Origin of the sequence: Endozoicomonas sp. ALB032 (assembly GCF_049310125.1) — a bacterium.
In the GTDB taxonomy this organism is placed as follows: Bacteria; Pseudomonadota; Gammaproteobacteria; order Pseudomonadales; family Endozoicomonadaceae; genus Endozoicomonas_A.
The window spans coordinates 5,929,631-5,954,404 of record NZ_JBLYNW010000001.1 but is presented as its reverse complement, the minus strand read 5'-3'; the positions used below and the strand labels follow the sequence as shown (position 1 = coordinate 5,954,404).

Below are 24,774 nucleotides of genomic sequence, written 5' to 3'. Positions count from 1 at the left end.
AAGAAATAAACAGACATTCAGGTGCACCAACATGCCTCAAGCTCAATACCAGTCTAAGAACCTCAACCACCTTGGCTTGGTTGCCGCTATGTGTCGGGAGTTAAAGATAGCCGAATACATTGATGCCCGTATCACAAATGACTCCGATGTTCGTAATGTCACTATTGGACAAGCTGTAGTTGCAATGATCATCAATGGCTTGGGCTTTACGGGGCAAACTCTGTACATGCTCCCTGAGTTTTTTGAGGATAAGCCGATTGACCGCCTTATCGGGGAAGATATACAGGCTGAACACTTGAACGACAAGGTACTTGGTCGGGCTCTCGACAGTTTGTACGACGCTGGTGTTAGCGACTTGTATCTCAATCTGGCCGTCAAGGTCGTCAATCATCTGAAACTTCCTTGCAAGGCATTAAATCTGGATGGCACCAGCTTTCATGTGGATGGAGTCTATAACAGTCATGACAATCCAGACGACTTAAATTGTATTCATATCTGCCAAGGTTACAGCCGTGACCACCGGCCTGACCTGAATCAGGTAGTCTTGCAGTTAATGACTGAAAATCAGGCGGGCATCCCTGTGTTTATGGCCCCTGCCAGCGGTAATGTAAACGACAAAACCTGTTTTCAGGAAATTATCAAAAATCATCTGTCATGTTTTAAGGCCGCTTTGAATAGCCGCTATCTGGTTGCTGATGCTGCCATGTATGTTGCAGAAACCCTTCAGTTGCTTGATGAGCAAAAGCAGCTGTTTATCTCCCGGGTGCCCCTGAACATCAAGGAGGCAAAGGAGCTGGTCTGCAAAGCGCCAACCATGTCGCTGGTGCCTGTTGAAGGCTATGAAGATTACTACTCAGCTGAAGTGCCTTCCTGCTACGGAGGGGTTCAGCAACGATGGTTCCTGTTTCTCAACAAAAAGCGCGGGCTTAGTGAACGGAAAACATTGACCCGAAAGATGCAAAAGCAGTCACTGAAAGAGGCCCGTGATCTGGAGAAGCTGAGCAAAAAGGCCTTTTTGTGCCGGGACGATGCATTGAAGGCTTTTGCCTTGTGGCAGAAACAATCGAGACTTTGCCAAAGCGAAACAGAGCCAGAGGTTATCCGTAAACCCTGCTATTCGGGCAAAGGAAGACCATCGCCGGATAGCAAGCCTGATCACTTCGAGTACTTTGTGCAGGCTGAGTGCTTTGTTTCCTGCGAGAAAAGGGAGCATGCAGAAGCCTCACTGGGTTGTTTTATCCTAAGCACCAATGAACTGGATAAAAATAGTTTGAATGCCTCTGAGCTGCTGTCTACTTATAAGTCGCAACAAAAAGTTGAAGGCGGCTTTCGGTTCCTGAAGAGCCCGGACTTTCTGGTCTCTTCGCTCTATCTGAAGAAAGCGGAACGTATTGAAGCCCTGTTAATGGTGATGACTCTATGCCTGATGGTCTATGCTGCTATCCAGCACAGAATCAGGCAGGAACTGAAAAAGCAAAGTCGTGTATTTCCAGACCAGAAAAAAAAGCCCTGCCAGAACCCAACAGCAAGATGGGTATTTTTCTGTTTCCAGGGGCTTAGTGTATTAACGGTCAATAATCAGGAGGAACATGTGATTGGCTTGAAGGAAAGGCAGTGGACGATCATTCAAATTTTGGGCATTTTTTACGAGTCCATGTATTCCTGATAGGGGTGGTGAAAGGCGGTTGTAAAGCTACTGGCCAAAGGAGCCCTGAGTTCTCTGTGAGTTCAATCTTTCAGGATAAACTCATTAGTGCATTACTGAGTGCTCCTATCAGTACAGAAGCCCCACACCAGCTTTGAATATCTTTCGCGAATAGATATTAAAGCAGATGAAACTACTGCATGGATCGAATGCCCAAACGGAAACTATCTTCAGCTGCCGGTATCATTCCCGTCTTTGATGATCGTCAGAGTAATATAGCCCAAGTCGACACCGAACTTGGTCATGATGGATTCATTGATGATGACTTTATCGCTGACCAGGTACATTTTGTCGTCTATCGACACTTCGAGAGGTTCACCCTTGTAGAAGATGTTCAGTACATACGCCATAAATAAGGCATTGCCAGATGTTTTCACAGGCACGGCTTCTTTAACGTCTCCTGCACTGGCCAGGTAGCTGCCCTTGCCATCCGGTGTGAATGTCCAGATACGTTTTTGTTTTTCACCGTCGTCAAAAATAAAATCCTCATCCAGAGTGCCAATCCCCTCTTCGTCCCAGCTCCCTGTCATGGTGGCGTTAAAGTAGCGTATTACCTCGCCGCTTCGATTCTTCAGAATCCCGTGGGCTGTCAGAGGACCATTGAAAAACTCCGGTAATGAGAGAGTGGGTTGGTTATCTTGATATTGGCTGATATCGACGGAGCTGCAGCCAAATAAAAACAGAACCATCAGCAGAGTGCTAATTCGCAACATAACTAATCTCTTGGTTTTTAATAGGTGTATGGAATTGATAGCGAATAGTGACGTCTTGATAATCACCGTTCTTATCGCTGATATTAGAGCGGCCAGAGAAAATCATCAGCTTTTGGCTTTGCTTGTCATAGCTGAGTGTAAGTGACGACGAGAGCATGCGATATAACCAGCTGTCTGCGGCAATATTGAAGCAAATATGAGTCTTTTTCAGGTCTTTCTTGCATTCAACTGTTTTTATGCGGAGATCGATTTTTCGTTGGTGGCTTGGTATCAGGTATTGAATCACTGTTTCTTTTTCTGCTATGAGGGCGTCCCAGTTTAAACGAATGTAGTGATCGAAGCCGGCATCGATCACCAGGTCAGGGGAAAAGGCAATGTCTGATTGTTGAGTGTCTGCACCGAAGCTTGTTCTGTAAGAAACTTTGATTGCATCGTCCACGAACTCGGTTTTGATCAGTTCTCCATTACGCTGATTTGTCTGGATGATATCAGGCGCAATATAGCTATCGCTGTAGTCGATGGTTTTGCTGGCGAAAATACTTCCGTCAGTCTCTTTATAAACAACATGATGAGACAGGAAGTCCGGGAATGTGTGCTCTTCAGTGTATGCCAGTTGTTGTGTTCCCGAATGATATGCATACCCGATAACTGCCGGATGATCTGCTTGAGCGAACGGAGAGAGTAGTAGAACCGGGCTGAATATAATGATCGATTTTGGGGTTAAAGACGCTAGCATAAGGATTGTTCCTGTTTTCTTGTTGTATGGCCAATCAGAGTCAATAAAACAGCCCAGACCAAGCCTTCCAGCAGCAGTAGCCTTTCCATGGGGATCAAAAGCTGAGCCCCTGATAATTTAATGCCTGCCCAATAACTGAATGGCACAACCAGCAAGCCCACCAATGGAGGTAACCAGAAGGTCTTAAATACCCAACTCATCGAATGTTTAAGAGTAGTCGCGAACGCAACCCACAAAACGCATAGCCAGATAGGAATAAGAAAATGATCAGTACTCTGATACTCAATCCATCCTGCATTCATAATTAAAGTGTCAGCAACGATACCAACGACTGGTACGGCAAAGATCAGTCGTAACTCCTGTGCGTCCGGTTTCATTAGCGTGAAGTGCATAACAAGCAAGAAGAGTAATGCCAATAGCGCATACAGATTGTCACCTTGCACAGCAATAAACCAAACCAGCTGAAACAACACGGCGTTAAGGACTAATAAACGCTTGCTTACTTTAGCCATAATATATTGACCCTGCCTGCATCAATCGCCGCTCCGGTAACCCATATAACTTCACTCCTTGTCGTGCCTGCCAGCCAATGTATTGTTATGCCTTTTTCTACGTATAGGCGTGGTGAATGGATCACGAAAAATATAAGACAGCCATAAATAGGCACTGCTACCTACCCTTCAATAGAGAATACTGGCACAATGTCGCTCAATAGAATGTATTCACTCAAGCAGGAAGCTATTGAGCCAAAGGGATAAGTGCTCTTCAGCTGTCTCGGGGAGGTCCCCGTGCGGTAGCGTGCCTGTTATATTTTGCACAAAGGACTCTTTACTGCGTGGCCACCACGGTTTAGCACATGAGTGTAGATCTGGGTTGTCTTCAGGTCTTTGTGTCCAAGAAGCTCCTGAACCGTTCGAATATCGTAGCCATCATCAAGCAAATGCGTGGCAAAAGAATGTCTGAAAGTATGGCAGCTTCCTTTCTTTTCTATACCGGATAACTCAATGGCTCGTTTTACTGCTCGTTGCAAAGTACTGTCATCAATATGATGGCGTCGCTCATGTCCATCCCTTGGATCGATTGAACGCTTGTGAGAACAAAATAGATACTGCCAATGAAGGCTTTTTGCTTCAGATGGGTATTTTTTTGCCAGAGAATCCGGCATCCATACTTCACCAAAACCGGCCTCTTTATCCATGATATGGAGAAGGCGAACCTCGCTTATGCGAGCTTTTAGCTCAGGAATAAGCTGGTCTGGCAAGATGGTTACCCGGTCCTTATTGCCTTTACCACTGCGAACAATAATGGCCATACGGTTGAAATCAATGTCCTTAATACGCAGGCGAAGGCACTCCATTAGCCGCAACCCGGAACCATACATCAGTTGAACCGGTAACTTGTGTGTAGGGCTGATCACTGTGAAAATTGCATTCACTTCATGTCGTTCAAACACCACAGGAATCTTTGTGGCCTTTTTGGCTTTGACCAGATTGCTGACATCCCCCAAAGGTCTACCTAAAACTTGTTTGTATAAAAAGTTCAGAGCATTCAATGCCTGGTTTTGTGTTGAAGTCGCAACCCGACGCTGAACGGCAAGATAAGTCAAAAATTGTCTGACATGATCAGGCCCTAAATACTGAGGATGCTTCATGTGTTGATAACGAATGAAGTACTTGATCCAATAACAATAGGACTGTTCAGTTTTATAGCTATAGCGCTTCACTCTGAGGGTGTTGCGTACATCAGTCATAAAAGGAGATGGCATGGTAAACTCAAAAGCTGTTTATTTGTACAGTATTATTGAAGAAAATACCAAAAATGCAAATAACTCACTTGCGTCCTATTCGGGGCGGTATGTAAAATGGCCCATAGTCTGTTGATAATTAATGATTTTTTGACAGATTGAAAAGTCGGGATATATCTCAAGCGAGTTAATATTTCTTGATTTAGGGGGATATGCCGCGTGTGAGTGTAATATCTAATATCACTTGCTTGAGATCTAATAGCTGTTATGGCTCTCAGTGCAATATCAAACTATTCAAATTAAATAAGTGTTAATAGCAAGTATATTCAGTAACAAGAATATAATTTTTTATTTAAATCTTGAAGCCTTAATAAATGTCATAAGTTATCAAGTTAAGTTTATGTATTAAAAGCCAGCTATTTTCTTGTATCTGAAGCAAAGTTGGCATTTTAATATACGTATTATTGTACTCAAATGAATTTGTTATCGGATATTTATTATAGGTAAAAATACTGTGTCAATTCTATTCGGATTCTTACTATCCTTCTTGATCCCTTTATTTTTGGCCAAAGAATATAAAATGTTAACCATGTTTTTAAGTCTTATTGTATTCCATACTCTTTGTTTTTTATATATTTATTATAATCTGGGGCCAGCTAATGGCTACTTAATTGCTTTTGTACAAATACCTTCAGCTTTTATCTCTATTTTTGGAATGTTGTTAGGGCATGTTTCAAAAAGAAACTACTTTGCTGAGAAAGGTGAAACCAATAAACACGAGCCATAACAAGTGCGTGGAATACGTTCCGCCCTTTCAGGGCGCCACCCGACGCGCCTACGGCGCGCGGTTCACGCAGGCGTTAGGCCGCTACCTCGTTATCCGGTTTTGCTGCCAAGTAAGTGTTGCAGGCGAAGTTGATTGCATGGCAAGCGAACAGGTAATGGAAAGTGTATTCCTCGAAATCCCAGCTCCAGTCACAGCTGTCAACACCACTAATATTCAGAGAGCGCATAAAATCGACAGCGCCGTACTCGTCTTCTTCGGTGCTTTCGAGAGCTTCAAGGGCTTCCTGAACTTCTTCCTTATCAACGTAATCTGCACACTCTTCTGAAAGGAGCGGCTCTAGCTTTTCTTTGATGTATTTTTCGAACTTCTCGAAATTGAACTCTCTATACCCACCGCCAAAAAGCGTTTCGGCTTTTATTTTTTCACTCCAGTAACTGGGGTTAACTCCTTCTCCTTTGAAGAAATACATCATGTCTTCGATACGACTGAAAACAAATGTCCCCATATCGCCGGAAATGCAAAGATGATTCGGCCAAGTGGTAATGAAGAAATGTCCATCCCATCTACCATTATTTGTGAATTTCAAATAGCGATGGAGACCGTTATCGAGGATTACTTCCATTTTGTAATCCCGATCATTTAAATATTTCTCAGCCTGCTCGTAGTTATTCATTGTTTTACCTGTAGTTTGTTCGTTATCGCAGCCTAACAACCCGCTCAACAGGGACGCACATACTGTGCGCCCGTCAGCTTTGCGGTTAGGTGCTGTATTTAGCCTTGGTGACAACCACCTTTCCATCATCATTTGTAAAGCCTTCCAGCTCACAGCCATAGTCTCCATCTTTGCTGCCGGGATCAGTACCGATAGTCCTTGGCTTTATCTCATCACCAATCCACAGGAAGTCTTCTCTCTTTTTATTGCCATGTCCAGCACAAAGGAACACGTCTTGATCTGCCATGTATTGAGCCACTACAGGGGCAGACTGGTAAGACTTCAGCATTCCGCTATAGAAGGCGTGGTTTGTATATTTCTGGCTCCAGTCAATACTCATAGTTCTCTCCAAGAGATCGTGCCATGCACCTAACAAACGCTTCCAATTCGTTCCATTCCGCTGCGCTCCATTCCACCGGATGCGCCTGTCGGCGCACCGTTGAAGCTGAGGGTTAGCAGGCAGCAATAATAGAGAGTTTCTGGTTGTGAAAAGACCAGTTTTCAAAAAGAGTTTTTGGGTTCACTGTCTATGGTGGGTTTCGAGTTAGAACCTCCCAGCAAAAAGACACTGTTACACTAACTTTTCAGTAGTTCTCAGCAGTTCATGTCTGCTGGTGTGAAGTCTGTCGCTGAAAAATCTGCGGTGTATCGTTGGGCATGTCAGCGTTGGTTTTCAGTTTATCGGTACTTTTTGCTCAGTGGCCCTATGCCAGTTCAAAGTTGCATCAGCTTCTTTATCGCCTGGAAGCTTTTAAATATCAGAGATTGTGCGCTTCAATCAGTTCAGCAAGAAAGCTGCTAAACCTCTGCATCATTCACCATTTGCCCTTGCGGGTGGGCTGCCATGCTAACAAGTTGCTGGTGTCGCCCCTGAAGGGGCTGGGTCACCGCTGTGCGGCGCCCCACAGCATGGCGTTAGCAGGCAGCAATAATAGAGAGTTTCTGGTTGTGAAAAGACCAGTTTTCAAAAAGAGTTTTTGGGTTCACTGTCTATGGTGGGTTTCGAGTTAGAACCTCCCAGCAAAAAGACACTGTTACACTAACTTTTCAGTAGTTCTCAGCAGTTCATGTCTGCTGGTGTGAAGTCTGTCGCTGAAAAATCTGCGGTGTATCGTTGGGCATGTCAGCGTTGGTTTTCAGTTTATCGGTACTTTTTGCTCAGTGGCCCTATGTCAGTTCAAAGTTGCATCAGCTTCTTTATCGCCTGGAAGCTTTTAAATATCAGAGATTGTGCGCTTCAATCAGTTCAGCAAGAAAGCTGCTAAACCTCTACATCATTCACCATTTGCCCTTGCGGGTGGGCTGCCATGCTAACAAGTTGCTGGTGTCGCCCCTAAAGGGGCTGGGACACCGCTGTGCGGCGCCCCACAGCATGGCGTTAGGCGCCACTTCCAGTATCGAGTATATTATGAATAAGTTGTATTTTTTGGATGGTGATAAAGAATTAGTTACCGAAATCTTAGTTATGGCTGATTATGAAGTATCAACTTGGGATCATGAAGGAGCTGCTTTCTGCATGTCAGAATTGGACGTCTCAAAAGAGTTGCTAGATATGATTGAAAAATGGGAAAGGGATTATTTATTAATCCCAAAATATCCAAATGAAACCAATATTAAATTTGATGAAGAAAAATTTAATCAAGACGGGCTTAATATTTCAATAATGATCAAAGATTTTGTGGGAGATTCGGTGAAGGTATTTTATTCGGATTTACGAGGCAATAAAATTGAAATAGAAAGAGCTAGCTTTTAGATAAAGGTCTTTAACTCTCATTATTGAGTATTCAGTAATGTATGTTATTTTTTGTTCAATATTTGCATTTGTTGCAATTCAGTTAGGTTTGTTTGCTGAAAGTCAGCGGGGAATTTTCGGTAAAGAGTCTGGAAACCTATTGTTAGGTGTTGAGTTTGCTCTTTTATTTTTGACATGTCTGGTTGCATTTCTGTTCATTACACAGAAAAAAAAGTTGGGCATAGCAGTTGGGTTATTGTCGTTCTCATTGCTATTTGCTTTTTTAGGTTGGTTTGTTTTACCACAAAATTCTTGGGAAAGAGCATACGATAGAGTCTATGAATGGGAGCAAGTCATAGATAACTATAACTTTAAGTTGCGTTATTCAAATCGTTCAAACGAAGAAGTATCTCTTCATTTGAGAAGGTTAAATGAAGAACTAAATGCAAGGCAGCTAGAATTACAGGCAGCTGAAGTAAGGTTCAACGGTGAGCCTGAATATTTTCAGTCAAAGACTATTTCGTGGTTCTTATGGTTCGATGCACTGATATTTGCATTAGCTGCTGCGTTCTCATTCCAGCGCCTAACAAATGCTTCCAGTTCGTTCCGGGGCTAAAGCCCCTCCACCCGACGCGCCTGCGACGCGCGGCTGAAGCAGGCGTTAGCTGCACTCAGTACAACATTTCACATTACATTCAAAATTCACAAATTATGAAACTTGTTCTCAACGAAAAGCCAAACAAAGAAGATATTTCAGAAATACGAAATGCATTGAAAGAGTATAATCGCCCCTATCTTGAAGGTGTAAAGGATGAAGATGTAGTTTGCTACTACGATGGAATTGATGACAAAAAAATAGCTGGAATTTCGGGACGTATTAAAGGCAGATGGCTTTCAGTTGATTACCTTTGGGTATCAGAATCACAAAAAGGAAAAGGGCTTGGGTCTAAGTTACTTTTAGAGCTTGAGTCTCATGCCAGAAAGCAAGGGTGCCATTCTGTTATGCTTCATACTGCGAGTTTTCAAGCTGAACCATTCTACAAGAAACATGGTTATGAAACGCGAATGATTCTAGATAACTATGCAGATAATACAGATGTGTATTACATGACCAAAAAATTGTAACTGGTAAATATAATATTTTTTCAGAGAAAGACCTTGGCATATCATCAAAGTAAGCATACGAAATATTCTTAAGTAATGAGCTATAAAGTTGAGTTAGTCCCAGCTGTAACTGAGGACAAAGAAACAGTAAAAGGGCTGTTTCATTACTATATCTATGAAATGTCTGATTTCTTAAACCTATCTCCTTCACAGAGTGGGAAGTTTGAGTTTCCCCAAGGCATCATAGATAGTTATTGGAGTAGTGATGACCATTTCCCCTTTCTAGTTTTATGTAATGGAGAAATAGCAGGATTTTCACTTTTAAGAAGGTATCCACCAGATAAGTCTTGGTTCGATATAGGTCAATTTTTTGTCCTAAAAAAATTCAAGGGCCAAGGTGTTGGAAGGAAAGCCTTTGAACTTTCAGTTTCTAAGTTTCCCGGGCGGTGGATAACACGAGTATTAACTAAAAACAAAAAAGCATTAGCTTTTTGGACTTCTGTTATAGGAAAAACTACAAAGAACAACTTCGTCCTTAAGAGGGAAGTTGACGTAGACTTAGAGATGGATTTCTTCCGGTATACCATAACCAGCAGCTAACAAGTGGTTCCAAGGGACGCCTACGGCGCCCCTGAACCAGGCGTTAGGTGGCTTAGTCGGCGTCTATATCCAAGTCGAAGTCGGCCAGAGTTTCATAGTCACAAAGGTTTATCGCTTTGATTATTCGTTTAGCCAGATCGACTCTATCCTTTTCCAAGGCTTCTTCGATAAGCCCTAGCCTCTTAATTTCGTGATCTATCGACCATGCAGTGATAGCCCAAGGCTTGCCATCTGGTGATTCGAAATAGTTTCTTATTCTAGCCTTCTCCGCCTCAAACGCTTTTTGGTCGTTCACTGTGTAAACAATAGTTAAATGTGTGTCTTTTATTTCCATGTCTTTAATCCTGTCTTTAATCCTGTGTTTATCGCCACCTAACAACACGCCAGTCTGGGACACACATACTGTGCGCCCGTCAGCTTTGAGGTTAGCCGGCAGCAGTATGAAAGTTTTTTCTATTTTTCCAATAGATGAGTCACGAACCAAAATCTACGCCAGCAATCAGTCTGGTCAATTCCAGTTTTGAGTAATTCTCAGTAATGCATGTCTGTAGATTCTGTGTCAGTCGATGAAAAATCTGCGGTGTCTTGTTGGGCATGTCAGCGTGGGTTCACGGTGTTTATGAGTATTTGGTCCGGCGCACTAAACCAGTTAAAAGTTGTATCAGCATTGGCGTTGCCTGCAAGTTTTCCAGCGGTAACTTTTATGCACTTCAATCGGTGCAGCAGGTGCAGGTTTTACTGAAACTCCTCTGCATCTATCAACATTGTCCCAGGCGGCAGGGCTGCCGGGCTAACAAATACAGGCAAAGGGATGGCTCACTGCGTTCGCCACCCTTGCTGCCAGCGTTAGGTGCTGCCAAATATCCAACACCGAGTTGTATGAGAATAAAAACAGATAGAACAGTGATTGAAGTCCTTGGCAAAGAAGAGTCCGAGTTAATGCTGAAATATCACTTAGAAAATAAAGAGCATCTTGAACAGTGGGAACCAACGAGAAAACACGACTATTTTACGTTGCATAATTTTTCACAAATGCTCAGTGATAATCACAGGTTTCTTGACAATAAAACAGCAGTTAAACTTGCGGCTTTAACTCCCGACAGAAATGAGATTATTGGCGTTTGTAACTTCACAAACATTGTCTTTGGCCCATTTCAAGCCTGCAATCTAGGGTATTCCATTGCTGCAAAACATCAAGGTAAAGGGTTAATGACGGAGATTTTAACTTCAGCAATTGATCAAATATTTCGTGAGTTCAATCTCCACAGGATTATGGCAAACTATATTCCAACAAACGCCAGAAGTGCAGCCGTATTGAATAAGTTGGGCTTTGAGCGTGAGGGACTTGCAAAGTCGTATTTACAGATTGCGGGTAAATGGCAAGATCATATTCTCACATCTAAAATAAACCCTCAGCACTAGGCACCTAACAAGTTGCTGGTGTCGCCCCTAAAGGGGCTGGGACGCCGCCTGCGGCGGCGCCCCACAGCATGGCGTTAGCAGGCAGCAATAATAGAGAGTTTCTGGTTGTGAAAAGACCGGTTTTCAAAAAGAGCTTTTGGGTTCACTATCTATGGTGGGTTTCGAGTTAGAACCTCCCAGCAAAAAGACACTGTTACACTAACTTTTCAGTAGTTCTCAGCAGTTCATGTCTGCTGGTGTGAAGTCTGTCGCTGAAAAATCTGCGGTGTATCGTTGGGCATGTCAGCGTTGGTTTTCAGTTTATCGGTACTTTTTGCTCAGTGGCCCTATGCCAGTTCAAAGTTGCATCAGCTTCTTTATCGCCTGGAAGCTTTTAAATATCAGAGATTGTGCGCTTCAATCAGTTCAGCAAGAAAGCTGCTAATCCTCTGCATCATTCACCATTTGCCCTTGCGGATGGGCTGCCATGCTAACAAGTTGCTGGTGTCGCCCTTAAAGGGGCAGGGACGCCGCTGTGCGGCGCCCCACAGCATGGCGTTAGGTGTCTTTAATCTTTTCATTAATCTTTTCAATCTTATGTAGTTCAGTTTGTAATAACTCACACCAGACCACGCAAGGATTATTAGTTTTTGAAAATTGATACCAAGGCCCGTATGTCCCGATATAAAACAGCTCATGCTGTCCTTTAAACCTGTATCTTTCGCCCAGCTTCATTTCCACGTCCAGTTCCTATAATGTGCTCACCTAACAACTCGCTCGGCTGGGACTGCTACGCAGCCCGTCAGCTATGCGGTTAGCAGGCAGCAATAGTAGAGAGTTTCTGGTTGTGAAAAGACCAGTTTTCAAAAAGAGTTTTTGGGTTCACTATCTATGGTGGGTTTCGAGTTAGAACCTCCCAGCAAAAAGACACTGTTACACTAACTTTTCAGTAGTTCTCAGCAGTTCATGTCTGCTGGTGTGAAGTCTGTCGCTGAAAAATCTGCGGTGTATCGTTGGGCATGTCAGCGTTGGTTTTCAGTTTATCGGTACTTTTTGCTCAGTGGCCCTATGCCAGTTCAAAGTTGCATCAGCTTCTTTATCGCCTGGAAGCTTTTAAATATCAGAGATTGTGCGCTTCAATCAGTTCAGCAAGAAAGCTGCTAATCCTCTGCATCATTCACCATTTGCCCTTGCGGGTGGGCTGCCATGCTAACAAGTTGCTGGTGTCGCCCCTAAAGGGGCTGGGACGCCGCTGTGCGGCGCCCCACAGCATGGCGTTAGCAGGCAGCAATAATAGAGAGTTTCTGGTTGTGAAAAGACCAGTTTTCAAAAAGAGTTTTTGGGTTCACTATCTATGGTGGGTTTCGAGTTAGAACCTCCCAGCAAAAAGACACTGTTACACTAACTTTTCAGTAGTTCTCAGCAGTTCATGTCTGCTGGTGTGAAGTCTGTCGCTGAAAAATCTGCGGTGTATCGTTGGGCATGTCAGCGTTGGTTTTCAGTTTATCGGTACTTTTTGCTCAGTGGCCCTATGCCAGTTCAAAGTTGCATCAGCTTCTTTATCGCCTGGAAGCTTTTAAATATCAGAGATTGTGCGCTTCAATCAGTTCAGCAAGAAAGCTGCTAATCCTCTGCATCATTCACCATTTGCCCTTGCGGGTGGGCTGCCATGCTAACAAGTTGCTGGTGTCGCCCCTAAAGGGGCTGGGACGCCGCTGTGCGGCGCCCCACAGCATGGCGTTAGCAGGCAGCAATAATAGAGAGTTTCTGGTTGTGAAAAGACCAGTTTTCAAAAAGAGCTTTTGGGTTCACTGTCTATGGTGGGTTTCGAGTTAGAACCTCCCAGCAAAAAGACACTGTTACACTAACTTTTCAGTAGTTCTCAGCAGTTCATGTCTGCTGGTGTGAAGTCTGTCGCTGAAAAATCTGCGGTGTATCGTTGGGCATGTCAGCGTTGGTTTTCAGTTTATCGGTACTTTTTGCTCAGTGGCCCTATGCCAGTTCAAAGTTGCATCAGCTTCTTTATCGCCTGGAAGCTTTTAAATATCAGAGATTGTGCGCTTCAATCAGTTCAGCAAGAAAGCTGCTAATCCTCTGCATCATTCACCATTTGCCCTTGCGGGTGGGCTGCCATGCTAACAAGTTGCTGGTGTCGCCCCTAAAGGGGCTGGGACGCCGCTGTGCGGCGCCCCACAGCATGGCGTTAGGCCGCTTCATTAAGCATCGTACATAAGTAAGCGTTCAAGCAGGGTATAGACTCCCCCTACTTATCGAGATCGGATTTTAACGGATTGGCCCCGAATTTCTCTTTCCAGATTCGTGGGATTAGCTCCCGGATATCTCGAGCCGGATGGTAACTGATGCGCTGAAGCACATCGACGAAGTACTTGTATGGATCAATGCCTGCAAGAAGACAACTGACGATTAACGTCTGGAACACGGCAACATTGTCTGCTCCTTCTTCTGTCCAGCAAAAAAGCCAGTTTTTTCTCCCCATCGGGATACACCTGAGACTTCGCTCCAGGTGATTCGTATCAATGGCGACATCCGGATTATCCAGATAAAGCCGTAGCTCTTTTTCCCGTTTGTTCACGTAGCCAAGAGCCTTGCTCAATGGGTTGCTTTTCACCAGATTCAGGCGACGAAGTTGTTCTTCATGCCAGTTAAAGAACTGATCAACCAGTGGCTTGCCATTCTGTTGGCGGTATTCCCGCTTTGCTTCGCCTTGCAGCTCAGCTTTGCGGATTTCGTCTTCGACTTGATAGATCGCACCTATGCAGTCCAGCGCCTCTTTTGCGGCTTCTGGCTCGACCTCTTGTGACTTAACGAAGTATCTCCTGCTATGTGTCCAGCACTGGGCATGGATGATTTTGGGGTATTTCATGCACAGGCGGTCGTATTCCGAATAACCATCGGTCAGCAAGACCCCCTTATACTCTTTCAGATAAGGTTCTACGACCCTGCCAGAACGAGTGGTGGAGAAAGTAAAAGCTATCTCATTCTGGTCTCCGTAAAAACACCAGAAGTAGCCTCTTTGCATCTTGCCCTTGCTTTTACGGCCCGCTTTTCCGGGCGTTTCATCCAGAGTGAGGACACGACTTTCCAGACAGCTGTTGAGCACTTCGTCAGCGATGGGTTTGAGTAAGTGCCCGGCACGCTGCTCAAGATGTGTCAGGGTTCCACGGCTGATAGTAATACCACTGGACTCAAGTTTCTGATGCTGGCGGTAAAGCGGTGCGTGAAAGCGGTACTTCTCTACCAGCAGACCTGCGATAAAGCTGACATCGGCAAAGCTGCGATCAAATAATCCTGATGGTGCGGCTACCGTTGTTAGCGTCTGGCTGGGCTTATGGCGAACGACTTCGCGCTGATATTTCAGGATGACATAGCTGGCAGGGCGCTGCGCCAGCCGATAGGTGTACTTGTAGTCAATGATTTCGTACTGGTCTGCGTCTTCACCCTTCATTTCTGCAGCAGGCATCGGGATGAGTTCAACCGGTACATCTTCAGTAAAGCGCAGCCCCTGATCGGTCACACAGTCTTCAGGGCGATTCTTTTTCCGCCGTTCGTAAGTGATGGTTTCTGTGGGAGTTTCCTGCTCTTCAGGCTTGTCCTGAAGGATTTCTCCCAGCGCCAGCTGGTCCGGATTCTCAATCAGGCGCTTTTCGGATTTTTCACCAAATAGCTGATGTTTAAACCAGGCCAGCTGATGTTTAAGAGAAGCTATTTCCTGATCACGCTCCGACAGCAAGACCAGGATCTGCTGGAGCAGGTCCTGGTCAGTGGTGCCGGGGGTCGAAACAGGTAATTTCATGGCGGTTAAAGATAGACCTTTGACTCTCCTTTTGTGTAACGGGACGGTTGATGTTTGTAGCGTTTATATTGCTGAACGCAGCGGGTATCAATGCCTTCAAGGATGAGCTTCAGATCTGTCCACGCCATTGTTTGCTTGATGGATTTGCCTGCATGAGTATGAAACTGACCCTGTTCCAGTCGTTTGCTCCAGATACAGTATCCACTGCGATCAAAATACAGCACCTTGCACTGGGTTTGTTTGCGGTTGATGAAGACAAACAGCTGGCCGCTGAGTGGGTCTTCTTCAAGTTTGTTTCTCACCAGGGCAGACAGGCCGTCGTAGGATTTACGCATGTCGGTGGGCCGGTTGTAGAGCCAGATCCGAACCTGAGATTCTGGAAAAAACATGATCAGCGACGCATACGAAGAATAACACCACCGGGCAGCTCAAGTTCCAACTGCCAGTTTAAGCTGGCTGGAGGTTCAGTCAGCCCGTTTGGGACTTCAACCCATTCCGGGGCAGAAGCCTGAGCGATATCAAAGGAGTCAGTGTTGTCGTTATCCCTGAGTTTGCGCTTCCAGTTTGTGAATGTTGCCAGGCTTATGTTTTGAGTTTGGCAAAAAGCTTTCTGGCTCAAGCCACTGGCTATTTGCTGATCAATGATCTGTTGCCACTGCTCAGGGTTGAGACGGGTAAAGGGTTTTGTCAGTTGCTTCACGTTAGGTATCTCCTGCGTTGTTTGCAGGGGAAAGGCTGGCAGTCAGGTTGTGATTTTTGAAGACGTCCTCAAATGAGCGGTTACGTACATAACTCATCTTACAGAACACATTCAGTGGAAAAATCAATAACAGATCAAAAATGGAATTATGCGCATCTGACATTTATGACAGGTGCTAGGCCCTTTGATGGCGTGGAGATGATTCTAGAAAATATGGTTTCAAACTTAAGAAGTGTAACGGCTCATCCTGATGGTTCTTATAGTGAAACTAAAAACACTATTGCAAGAAATGCTATCAGTGACACAGCAATAATTATGTCTTACTCACTTCTTGAAGGCTTTTTCTCTGAAGAATATGCATTTTATATAAAGAAAGAAAAACCAAAAAAATTAAGTGCAATGATAAACGAACTCCTTCATACACATAGTATATCTATCAAAGAGTGGCGGGAACGAAGGAAAAAGGTAGATATGGTTCGAGAACTGAGAAATGCTGTAGCTCACAATAATGGTATCTTAGAAAAAAATATTAATATTGAGAAATATGAGAACGTATTCGGGGAAAATATTTTCTCAGTAAGTGAAAAGTATCCTCGTCTTTCAGTAGATGGTTCTCTTTCTCTTGTCAGAGAATTTCGAAGCATTGCAAATGAATATGCAGAAGCAGTGTTCACGCAGCCTAACAAGTAAATCCAGGTGACGCCTACGGCGCACCTGATTTAGGCGTTAGCAGGCAGCAATAATAGAGAGTTTCTGGTTGTGAAAAGACCAGTTTTCAAAAAGAGTTTTTGGGTTCACTGTCTATGGTGGGTTTCGAGTTAGAACCTCCCAGCAAAAAGACACTGTTACACTAACTTTTCAGTAGTTCTCAGCAATTCATGTCTGCTGGTGTGAAGTCTGTCGCTGAAAAATCTGCGGTGTATCGTTGGGCATGTCAGCGTTGGTTTTCAGTTTATCGGTACTTTTTGCTCAGTGGCCCTATGCCAGTTCAAAGTTGCATCAGCTTCTTTATCGCCTGGAAGCTTTTAAATATCAGAGATTGTGCGCTTCAATCAGTTCAGCAAGAAAGCTGCTAATCCTCTGCATCATTCACCATTTGCCCTTGCGGGTGGGCTGCCATGCTAACAAGTTGCTGGTGTCGCCCCTAAAGGGGCTGGGACGCCGCTGTGCGGCGCCCCACAGCATGGCGTTAGCAGGCAGCAATAATAGAGAGTTACTGGTTGTGAAAAGACCAGTTTTCAAAAAGAGCTTTTGGGATCACTGTCTATGGTGGGTTTCGAGTTAGAACCTCCCAGCAAAAAGACACTGTTACACTAACTTTTCAGTAGTTCTCAGCAGTTCATGTCTGCTGGTGTGAAGTCTGTCGCTGAAAAATCTGCGGTGTATCGTTGGGCATGTCAGCGTTGGTTTTCAGTTTATCGGTACTTTTTGCTCAGTGGCCCTATGCCAGTTCAAAGTTGCATCAGCTTCTTTATTGCCTGGAAGCTTTTAAATATCAGAGATTGTGCGCTTCAATCAGTTCAGCAAGAAAGCTGCTAATCCTCTGCATCATTCACCATTTGCCCTTGCGGGTGGGCTGCCATGCTAACAAGTTGCTGGTGTCGCCCCTAAAGGGGCTGGGACGCCGCTGTGCGGCGCCCCACAGCATGGCGTTAAATGGCTCAATATAGAAATGGAGTTCACATGCCTAATTGGCTAGCAGTATTTTTGACAGTCCTTGCACTATCAAAGAGGACTCAATGGGCTATTACTCTTGGCATAGTATTTTTCATTGGAATTAATCTTCTTGGAGGTTATTTTGTTGGTAATCTTTCACTTGAAGGACAGTTCGTTGGAATCGAGAACATAATAAGAGACAAGCTATTAAAACGATATGATAAATTTGCCCTGGTTGCTTTAGTCTCATTTTGGATAGTTGCATATAAATGCTACCAGAAAGATAAGAAAAGATTTTGGTAAATTATTCGAGGATCATATGATGCTAGGAGCGTTTACAATATTCATAGTTCATATAATAATGATTTATGGATATTCTATCATGGTCGTTAAAATCAAAAATCCATACCTAATGCTTGTGGCAGCAATGGCTTTTCTGTCATATTTTGCACTAATGAGCTTTGATCTTGAAAAGTACGCTTCAGTACTTGGTTTTTACGCAAGTGAATTAGGAAATTTGCTAGGGGTGGTTCTAGCCGTAGTTACTGGTGGGCTAGCTTCAATAGCTCTATCAGAGATTCGAAACCGCCATTTAACAAAGGGCTCAAGTTCGCTCCGGGGCTAAAGCCCCTCCGCCCGACGCGCCTTCGGCGCGCGGCTTAGCCCGGCTTTAGCAGGCAGCAATAATAGAGAGTTTCTGGTTGTGAAAAGACCAGTTTTCAAAAAGAGCTTTTGGGTTCACTGTCTATGGTGGGTTTCGAGTTAGAACCTCCCAGCAAAAAGACACTGTTACACTAACTTTTCAGTAGTTCTCAGCAGTTCATGTCTGCTGGTGTGAAGTCTGTCGCTGAAAAATCTGCGGTGTATCGTTGGGCATGTCAGCGTTGGTTTTCAGTTTATCGGTACTTTTTGCTCAGTGGCCCTATGCCAGTTCAAAGTTGCATCAGCTTCTTTATCGCCTGGAAGCTTTTAAATATCAGAGATTGTGCGCTTCAATCAGTTCAGCAAGAAAGCTGCTAATCCTCTGCATCATTCACCATTTGCCCTTGCGGGTGGGCTGCCATGCTAACAAGTTGCTGGTGTCGCCCCTAAAGGGGCTGGGACGCCGCTGTGCGGCGCCCCACAGCATGGCGTTATGCCGCGTGGGAGAGTTTAGGCACTAAGAAATCGGGCTAAATTCTTTTCGAGTTTGGGCTGTAATATCTGCAACTGGTATTGTCAGTATTGCGCGGGAGAGCGGGTATTTTCACTGCATAGGGCCCCAAGTTTCCGGCTTCCCACTATCGCGCATTTACACCCAATTCGGGCTTTTACAAACATCTGGTTAATCAGCTACTGTTCAAAATCGTGCTCCAAAGCTCAGGTGCAAAGGGCTCAGGCATTCCTTCAAATCTGGCCAATTTCCCATCATTCAGTCATTTTTTGCATTTTCAACGCATCGCGCAGAAGTTATAGTGTTTGTCTTAATTTTAGCTGTTCAGGCAGTATATCGTGGCGCCGCATAACAAGGCGCTGCAACCGACTGTCAAACCTGTCTCTCGTTTTGCTTGCGCAAAACTAGCACCATGTTTGCCAGCGGCTGAGCGTGGCGTTAGCCGGCAGCAGTATGAAAGTTTTTTCTATTTTTCCAATGGATGAATCACGAACCAAAATTTACGCCAGCAACCAGTCTGGTCAATTCCAGTTCTGAGTAATTCTCAGTAATGCATGTCTGTAGATTCTGTGTCAGTCGATGAAAAATCTGCGGTGTCTTGTTGGGCATGTCAGCGTGGGTTCACGGTGTTTATGAGTATTTGGTCCGGCGCACTAAACCAGTTAAAAGTTGTATCAGCATTGGCCTTGCCTGCAAGTTTTCCAGCGGTAACTTTTATGCACTTCAATCGGTGCAGCAGGTGCAGGTTTTACTGAAACTCCTCTGCATCTATCAACATTGTCCCAGGCGGCAGGGCTGCCGGGCTAACAAATACAGGCAAAGGGATGGCTCACTGCGTTCGCCACCCTTGCTGCCAGCGTTAACTCTACATTCGAAGTCTAAAAAAAGGAATTTACGTGAGCACTTTAGTTGAGGCATTCAATCTATCAAATCAGGATCTTGTCCTTTTGTGGACTTGCCCGCTTATTGCTAGCATCTCAAGTTTAATTCGAGCCTGGACTAGTGAGCTTGATCTAACCAAACCACCAGCTTTTGAAGCGGCTCCTGTCGAATTGCCTGAAGCGAGAACAAAACAGACTAAGGAAAATAGCCGTGCAAGAGGTTATTGGGTGGGCGGTATGTTTCTAGCCGGGCTAGGAATAGGCTTCGGTTTAGCGTTTCTGTTTTTGGGCTCAATTCAACCGACTCCCGGTGCCGTTGGTCGCATATGGTTTCTATCCCTTATTCTGGGCTTCACAACGCCGGTAGTACTTAAGAAAATCGATGGCAAGGTTAGCAAAGCATTGGATGAGGGCATCGATAAAACTTAAATCCCGAGTTAACAAAGCAATCTACCGGACATCCACTGCGTCGCTTAAAGTGTGCTTAAATAGCACACTTTAACCAACTCCGTTCCTACCGGTAATTGCGGCGTTATGTTTTCAAAGTAAACCTATGACTACAATCGTAAAAATAATTGGTGCGCTGGCAATCATTGCTGCTGCATCAGGCCTCTGGATGACTTTCTTTACAGAGCTTTCTGGTCCAGGTGGCAAAACTGCGTTAGCAAGTATGTACACATTCCAATTAATCATTAGTTCGTTTCTAATTTATGGAGCACACCTTAAAAAAGTAGGCAGTGATCTTGCTCAAAAAGTATATCCGTCAAGCATTGCAGCCATGGCGTTATATACAGCATTTGCTTATCGGTGGTTTAGCCATGGAATATAAACATAACAAGGCCAGCCAGCATCGCTCCCTGCGGTCGCTGGACCTCGTTTCACTCGGCCGCTGCTGGCGGCGTTAGCTGCGTTCAACCATCGAGTTTTTATGCTTAACGGAAAAAATATCAAATTACGTGTGATACGAGAGCAAGACATAGATCAATTAGCAGAGTTATCTGGAAATATTGAAAGCCTTGGCGAATATCTACCCACATTAATGGTTTCTGCGGCAGACTTGAGGAAAGAGCTTCATAAAAGTGGATTCCTTTCAGAATCATTATCGAAATTTATCATTGCAGATAAACACGAAAATATTATCGGCTCTACTTGGGCCTTTAAATCAGTTCCATACTTCGATGCCTTAGAGGTCGGATACCACATATTCAGTAAAGAAGATCGTGGAAAAGGTTTTGCTACAGAAGCGCTCCTTTTGCTCACTAACTATCTATTTCAATCAAAACAAGTAAACCGGATTGAATTGCGTATTTCAACGAAAAATATCGCCTCAGAGAAGGTCGCGAAAAATGTTGGTTTTGTACACGAAGGAACCAATAGAGAAGCTGCTTTTTCCATGGGCAAACTTCACGACATGCATATATATGCACTCATTCGTAGTGAGTGGCTGGCCAACCATGCAAGCAGCTAACAAGTTGCTGGTGTCGCCCCTAAAGGGGCTGGGACGCCTACGGCGCCCCACAGCATGGCGTTAGATTCACTCTTCAACTTCAGAGTGCTTCATAGCTTCAATGCTCTTTAGAAACTCATCTCCCTTCTTTCGTATTTCAGTCCTTCGCTTTTTGGCTAATTCAAGAAAAGGCTGGAATGCAAATGAAACCACATGAAACAGAGTTCCTGTATTTTCATATTCCCCATGCTCTTCGCTCAAGGCATAAAATCGCCAATCGTGTCCGACTTTTGAAAGCTGGACTTCCTCACAGTATTCATGCAAAAACCAAAGCATGGCGGAAAGATCAAAACCCGCATAAGTTCCTGACATTATTTATTCTCCAGTTCTGTGCAATCGTAAATCTAACAACACGCTCAACAGGGACAACTACGTTGCCCGTCAGCTTTGGGGTTAAATTTCTCCAACCATCAATATCGAGTTGTATAAATGGTAGAAAATCCAAAAGTATTTATTTCATACTCTCATGACAATGAAGAGCATAAGGAATGGGTTTGCAGGCTTGCAACTGAACTGATGGGTAAAGGTATTGAAACCTTGCTTGATCAGTGGGATTTAGAGCTGGGAGCTAACCTTCCAAAGTTTATGGAACACGGTCTTACTGACTCGGATCGTGTTCTTGTTATATGTACTGATCCCTATATTGACAAGTCAAATGAGGGTGTTGGTGGCGTAGGTTATGAAAACAATATTTTAACCGCCAGCCTGCTAATGAATCAGCAAACCACGAAGTTCATTCCTGTGGTTAGGAATGTTACAAAAGCAATGAAAACACCTATTTGCTTAGCAAGTCGGATGTATATTGATTTTTCTGATGATAATGAATTTGAGAACTCTCTTAATCAACTGATTCATGAAGTTTACGGCCTAAAAATCAAGCCAAAACCAAAACTTGGTGAAAATCCGTTTAAAAAAAAAGACCCTAGACCAACCTTAAACGAGTCAAGTACATCATTCTTTTCGATGCGGTTTAGTTCAGCGTTTCCTGGCGTGAGAGGTGTTGAGTGGTTTGATGGAGAAAACGCAGCGAAAAGACTGGAAATTCTTTTAAAAGAGCCTCTCGACTTCTCGAATGCCACACCTATTTGGTGGTGGGGTTATGGTGATCTTCACATTAAAAAATTCAAAGTTATAAGTGATAACTTTGTACGTATGGACATAGATGAGCTTAAGATTAAGAAAATTGCCGCTGTCAACAAAGGCTCATACTATCAATCATTCGTCTATGTTGAAGCTGAAGCGATGGAGCCAACAGGGCTCTACAATACAGAACACCTTGAAGATTCAAGAGAACAGTTAGGGTATTGTTCAGAAGAGTTCGCCATCTTCAAAGATCGATTGATCTCTAGGGCTGATTATGATGATGGAGCAACAGTAATTGATAATGTTCCAGTAGAGCTTAACGGTGAGGCTGAACTGAGATGTCGGTATATCACTCCTTACAATTTTATTATTGCGCCTCAAGCATCGCCTATAAATAATCACCATTTTGATCGTCAGCGTAGAGTTTACCTCAAAGCCATAATGCAAGACTCAAGTCAAATCGATGATCTTGCAGATATAGTTATCAAACTCCCAAAAAATCGAGACTGAAATTTAACGAATAAGGATAGATTGCGCCCAGCCGCAATCTTATCCTGTTGTTGCACAAGCCCAGGTTGAATTCTGGTAAGAAAGGTCTATTGAAGTTTACTTATCTGGCGGACCTTGAATCAAAACGTTTTTTCTGAACGCTATTTATTCAGGATGAGTGTCTCCAGACCACTGCATTACGGTAGTCTTGGATATGTCGGATCTGTCTGGCTGAGCTTACATTTTCTCCTTGCTTGTGAATGGCGGTGTTTGTTGATGTGACAATAGCTCAGGTCGGTTTCAGGAAACTGAACGCAATGTGTTTCATAGACTCACCGCAACGCCTGCATGTGAATTTCGGGCGAATGACGGGTTCGACTGCTTTCACCATCACATTTAAAACCAGTTGCACCAGTGATAATTGTTTTTTTGCGTTACTGTGTAAAAATCCGTAATCCCGCGATCGTCGAAGTCGCCTGGGTAATACATGTTTCAGTACCAGCCACAGGAAGTCTTCTCCTGGCAGGGTTCGCTTCTCCTTTTTGCCTGTTTCACTGTTGAGGTAAGAAAAGGTCACCTTTCCTCGTTTGCTGGTCAGGATGTTGTTGTCACTGATCACGCCTCGGTACAGATAGCGGGATAGATATTCAAGTGCTGGTAATCCTTTGCCTACCCGTTTGCAATTGACGACCCACTCATTGGGCAGCCTTGTTTTCAGGCTCGGAGATAGTAGTCCCTGTTCGTCCAGGGCGCGAAGGAGTTTGGCTCGAAAGACCATGGCCAGGTTCTTGCCATTGAACAAATAGTTGCCTGTGAGTTTGCGCCACTCTTTTCGTCGGGTATTGATGCCGCCACCTGGCACGACAAAGTGTATATGGGGATGGTAATCCAGCCGTCGGCTATGAGTGTGCAGAACGCCGGTCATTCCCAGGTCTGCATCCAGTTTTTTGGAATTGCTGCCAAATTCTTTCAGGGTGTCAGCTGCCGTTCTGAACAGTAAATCGTACACCTGTCGTTGATGTTGCCACGCCAGGTTTCGAAGTTGCGCTGGCAAGGTGAAGGTCACCATAAAGTATTCAACGGGCAGTAGTTTCTGTCTTTGCCGCTGCAGCCACTCGCTGGTATCGGTGTTCTGGCAGCGGTTGCAGTGGCGATGCCCGCAGGACATGGGCTTTTGATCCCGTGTCCCGCAGCCGTTGCATTCCAGCAAGGTCATACCGGCTGCCGACGTTCGACAGTGCTGTATCGCTTGCAGTGCTTTGATATGGCCAGGTAAAAGACATTGACTGTATTTTTCCAGAAACCGATCACCGTATTGCGCTGCTATATGGGAAAGCTTCATTGATCATCTCCTTTCAGCTTGAGTTCATTGATCAGATGATTCATCACTTTCCTGGTATTAAGTTGGGCGGTTTCTGTTAATTGGGTATAGATAGCGGTGGTTTTTGGGCACATGTGCCCGAGCAGTGTCTGAATAGCCCTGAGACTTAAACCCTGTTCAAGAAGGTGCGTGGCAAAGCTGTGTCGTAAACTGTGAGGGCTGACCTTTTTATTAATCCTGCATTCTTCAACCAGCTGTCTCATGGCTTTCTGGGTGCAGGAACGGCTCATGGGCTGAGTCGCCCGGTGCCGTTGCTGTGCGCTCTGGCCTTCAGGAAAAAGAAACTTTGGGTTTCGGTGAGTGGCCCAATAGCGGCGCAGGGCCTTAAGTGTTCGACTGGGAAGATCAACATAGCGATCCTTGCCGCCTTTGCAGTTGCGCAAATGGGCTCTCATGAGTTCGGAATCAATGTCGGCAATGGTCAGGTTCAGGCCTTCGGCCAGCCTTAAGCCCATGCTGTAAAGTGTCAACAGAATGGTGTAATAGCGCAGTTTCCGTGCAGTATTGAGCAGTCGTTCTACCTCTGCAGGCGTCAGGATAACGGGCAGTCGCTTGACGGTCGGTGGTTTGATGATTTCAACAAAGTCCCAGTGTTTGCCCAGAACATGTTTCCAGAAAAACTGCAGGCCATTACGATCGGTTTTGACCGTGCTCCAGGAATGGCTTTCCACCAGGGCGGCAAAATAGGTTTTTAAATCCTCAGGGCTGAGTCTGTCAGGACAACGATCAAAGAAGGTTGCCAGCCGCCGAATTGGTCTGCTGTATAGATCAATGGTTGATTTTCTTTTGCCCTGAAGTTTCAGGGTGGTGATGTGTTTTTGATACAGTTTGTCAAACCGGATTTGCTCAGAACGTTCCATGTTGCTTCCTTATATA

26 protein-coding genes are annotated in these 24,774 nt (G+C 44.5%); 13 read left to right on the top strand and 13 right to left on the bottom strand.

The window, feature by feature from the left end; genetic code table 11:
- The first annotated feature begins 31 nt into the window (after positions 1-31).
- Positions 32-1,666, top strand: coding sequence for an IS1634 family transposase (locus ACO6VG_RS22265; RefSeq protein WP_422472526.1), 1,635 nt, complete (start codon positions 32-34; stop codon positions 1,664-1,666).
- 209 nt (positions 1,667-1,875) lie between these two features.
- Here the strand turns inward: ACO6VG_RS22265 and ACO6VG_RS22260 are convergent, their stop codons facing one another.
- The 6 genes from ACO6VG_RS22260 to ACO6VG_RS22235 form a co-directional block, all read right to left on the bottom strand.
- Positions 1,876-2,418 (bottom strand): DUF3833 domain-containing protein, encoded by a 543-nt coding sequence (locus tag ACO6VG_RS22260; protein WP_422138347.1) that lies wholly within the window; start codon positions 2,416-2,418, stop codon positions 1,876-1,878.
- Complete coding sequence (locus ACO6VG_RS22255; RefSeq protein WP_422138346.1) at positions 2,405-3,154, bottom strand: hypothetical protein; 750 nt, start codon at positions 3,152-3,154, stop codon at positions 2,405-2,407. Before ACO6VG_RS22255 ends, ACO6VG_RS22260 begins: the two co-directional genes overlap by 14 nt.
- A complete protein-coding gene (locus ACO6VG_RS22250) occupies positions 3,148-3,666 on the bottom strand; it encodes a DUF2878 domain-containing protein (protein ID WP_422451570.1) in 519 nt (172 codons plus the stop codon). The genes ACO6VG_RS22255 and ACO6VG_RS22250 overlap by 7 nt, the downstream gene beginning before the upstream one ends.
- Before the next feature lie 293 nt (positions 3,667-3,959).
- The gene (locus ACO6VG_RS22245; protein WP_422475717.1) at positions 3,960-4,919 is read right to left on the bottom strand and encodes an integron integrase; all 960 of its coding nucleotides are present in this window, start codon (positions 4,917-4,919) and stop codon (positions 3,960-3,962) included.
- A gap of 839 nt (positions 4,920-5,758) precedes the next feature.
- Complete coding sequence (locus ACO6VG_RS22240) at positions 5,759-6,511, bottom strand: hypothetical protein (RefSeq protein WP_422475715.1); 753 nt, start codon at positions 6,509-6,511, stop codon at positions 5,759-5,761.
- Positions 6,444-6,737, bottom strand: a complete 294-nt coding sequence (locus tag ACO6VG_RS22235; protein ID WP_422475713.1) for a hypothetical protein — start codon at positions 6,735-6,737, stop codon at positions 6,444-6,446. Before ACO6VG_RS22235 ends, ACO6VG_RS22240 begins: the two co-directional genes overlap by 68 nt.
- Before the next feature lie 780 nt (positions 6,738-7,517).
- Between ACO6VG_RS22235 and ACO6VG_RS22230 the strand changes: the two genes are divergently transcribed.
- The 4 genes from ACO6VG_RS22230 (at position 7,518) to ACO6VG_RS22215 (ending at position 9,833) form a co-directional block, all read left to right on the top strand.
- Positions 7,518-8,150: a hypothetical protein gene (locus ACO6VG_RS22230; RefSeq protein WP_422475711.1), complete on the top strand. Its 633-nt coding sequence runs from the start codon at positions 7,518-7,520 to the stop codon at positions 8,148-8,150.
- 37 nt (positions 8,151-8,187) lie between these two features.
- Positions 8,188-8,745, top strand: coding sequence for a hypothetical protein (locus ACO6VG_RS22225; protein WP_422134280.1), 558 nt, complete (start codon positions 8,188-8,190; stop codon positions 8,743-8,745).
- 95 nt (positions 8,746-8,840) lie between these two features.
- Entirely contained in the window at positions 8,841-9,254 is a 414-nt protein-coding gene (locus tag ACO6VG_RS22220; RefSeq protein WP_422475709.1) for a GNAT family N-acetyltransferase, read from the top strand.
- A 75-nt stretch (positions 9,255-9,329) separates the two neighbouring features.
- On the top strand, positions 9,330-9,833 hold the full coding sequence (locus tag ACO6VG_RS22215) for a GNAT family N-acetyltransferase (RefSeq protein WP_422475707.1): 504 nt from the start codon (positions 9,330-9,332) through the stop codon (positions 9,831-9,833).
- A gap of 52 nt (positions 9,834-9,885) precedes the next feature.
- Here the strand turns inward: ACO6VG_RS22215 and ACO6VG_RS22210 are convergent, their stop codons facing one another.
- Positions 9,886-10,317 (bottom strand): hypothetical protein, encoded by a 432-nt coding sequence (locus tag ACO6VG_RS22210; protein WP_422475705.1) that lies wholly within the window; start codon positions 10,315-10,317, stop codon positions 9,886-9,888.
- 110 nt (positions 10,318-10,427) lie between these two features.
- Between ACO6VG_RS22210 and ACO6VG_RS22205 the strand changes: the two genes are divergently transcribed.
- Positions 10,428-11,255: a GNAT family N-acetyltransferase gene (locus ACO6VG_RS22205; protein WP_422475703.1), complete on the top strand. Its 828-nt coding sequence runs from the start codon at positions 10,428-10,430 to the stop codon at positions 11,253-11,255.
- Between the two features lie 2,242 nt (positions 11,256-13,497).
- On the opposite strand, the gene tnpC is transcribed toward ACO6VG_RS22205, so the two are convergent.
- The 3 genes from tnpC to tnpA are packed head-to-tail and all read right to left on the bottom strand — an operon-like array spanning position 13,498 to position 15,748.
- Positions 13,498-15,048: an IS66 family transposase gene (tnpC, locus tag ACO6VG_RS22200; RefSeq protein WP_422472703.1), complete on the bottom strand. Its 1,551-nt coding sequence runs from the start codon at positions 15,046-15,048 to the stop codon at positions 13,498-13,500.
- A gap of 5 nt (positions 15,049-15,053) precedes the next feature.
- On the bottom strand, positions 15,054-15,437 hold the full coding sequence (gene tnpB / locus ACO6VG_RS22195) for an IS66 family insertion sequence element accessory protein TnpB (protein ID WP_422452200.1): 384 nt from the start codon (positions 15,435-15,437) through the stop codon (positions 15,054-15,056).
- Between the two features lie 2 nt (positions 15,438-15,439).
- Positions 15,440-15,748 carry an IS66 family insertion sequence element accessory protein TnpA gene (gene tnpA / locus ACO6VG_RS22190; RefSeq protein ID WP_422452199.1) on the bottom strand — a complete coding sequence of 103 codons (309 nt, stop codon included), beginning with the start codon at positions 15,746-15,748 and terminating at the stop codon, positions 15,440-15,442.
- A gap of 72 nt (positions 15,749-15,820) precedes the next feature.
- Here tnpA and ACO6VG_RS22185 point away from each other — a divergent pair, with 72 nt between their 5' ends.
- The 6 genes from ACO6VG_RS22185 (at position 15,821) to ACO6VG_RS22160 (ending at position 20,906) form a co-directional block, all read left to right on the top strand.
- Positions 15,821-16,438 (top strand): hypothetical protein, encoded by a 618-nt coding sequence (locus ACO6VG_RS22185; protein ID WP_422475701.1) that lies wholly within the window; start codon positions 15,821-15,823, stop codon positions 16,436-16,438.
- A 966-nt stretch (positions 16,439-17,404) separates the two neighbouring features.
- Entirely contained in the window at positions 17,405-17,707 is a 303-nt protein-coding gene (locus ACO6VG_RS22180) for a hypothetical protein (protein WP_422475699.1), read from the top strand.
- A gap of 19 nt (positions 17,708-17,726) precedes the next feature.
- Positions 17,727-18,029: a hypothetical protein gene (locus ACO6VG_RS22175; protein WP_422475697.1), complete on the top strand. Its 303-nt coding sequence runs from the start codon at positions 17,727-17,729 to the stop codon at positions 18,027-18,029.
- A gap of 1,424 nt (positions 18,030-19,453) precedes the next feature.
- Positions 19,454-19,867 (top strand): hypothetical protein, encoded by a 414-nt coding sequence (locus ACO6VG_RS22170; RefSeq protein WP_422414034.1) that lies wholly within the window; start codon positions 19,454-19,456, stop codon positions 19,865-19,867.
- 124 nt (positions 19,868-19,991) lie between these two features.
- Positions 19,992-20,267 (top strand): hypothetical protein, encoded by a 276-nt coding sequence (locus ACO6VG_RS22165; protein WP_422133982.1) that lies wholly within the window; start codon positions 19,992-19,994, stop codon positions 20,265-20,267.
- A gap of 99 nt (positions 20,268-20,366) precedes the next feature.
- The gene (locus ACO6VG_RS22160) at positions 20,367-20,906 is read left to right on the top strand and encodes a GNAT family N-acetyltransferase (RefSeq protein WP_422414032.1); all 540 of its coding nucleotides are present in this window, start codon (positions 20,367-20,369) and stop codon (positions 20,904-20,906) included.
- Between the two features lie 66 nt (positions 20,907-20,972).
- On the opposite strand, the gene ACO6VG_RS22155 is transcribed toward ACO6VG_RS22160, so the two are convergent.
- Positions 20,973-21,257: a hypothetical protein gene (locus ACO6VG_RS22155; protein ID WP_422414030.1), complete on the bottom strand. Its 285-nt coding sequence runs from the start codon at positions 21,255-21,257 to the stop codon at positions 20,973-20,975.
- Positions 21,258-21,374: 117 nt separating this feature from the next.
- Between ACO6VG_RS22155 and ACO6VG_RS22150 the strand changes: the two genes are divergently transcribed.
- A complete protein-coding gene (locus ACO6VG_RS22150; protein WP_422414028.1) occupies positions 21,375-22,538 on the top strand; it encodes a toll/interleukin-1 receptor domain-containing protein in 1,164 nt (387 codons plus the stop codon).
- Between the two features lie 268 nt (positions 22,539-22,806).
- Here ACO6VG_RS22150 and ACO6VG_RS22145 read toward each other — a convergent pair whose 3' ends face one another.
- Positions 22,807-23,859 (bottom strand): IS91 family transposase, encoded by a 1,053-nt coding sequence (locus ACO6VG_RS22145; protein WP_422441873.1) that lies wholly within the window; start codon positions 23,857-23,859, stop codon positions 22,807-22,809.
- Complete coding sequence (locus tag ACO6VG_RS22140; protein WP_422475695.1) at positions 23,856-24,758, bottom strand: site-specific integrase; 903 nt, start codon at positions 24,756-24,758, stop codon at positions 23,856-23,858. Before ACO6VG_RS22140 ends, ACO6VG_RS22145 begins: the two co-directional genes overlap by 4 nt.
- Positions 24,759-24,774 lie beyond the last annotated feature (16 nt).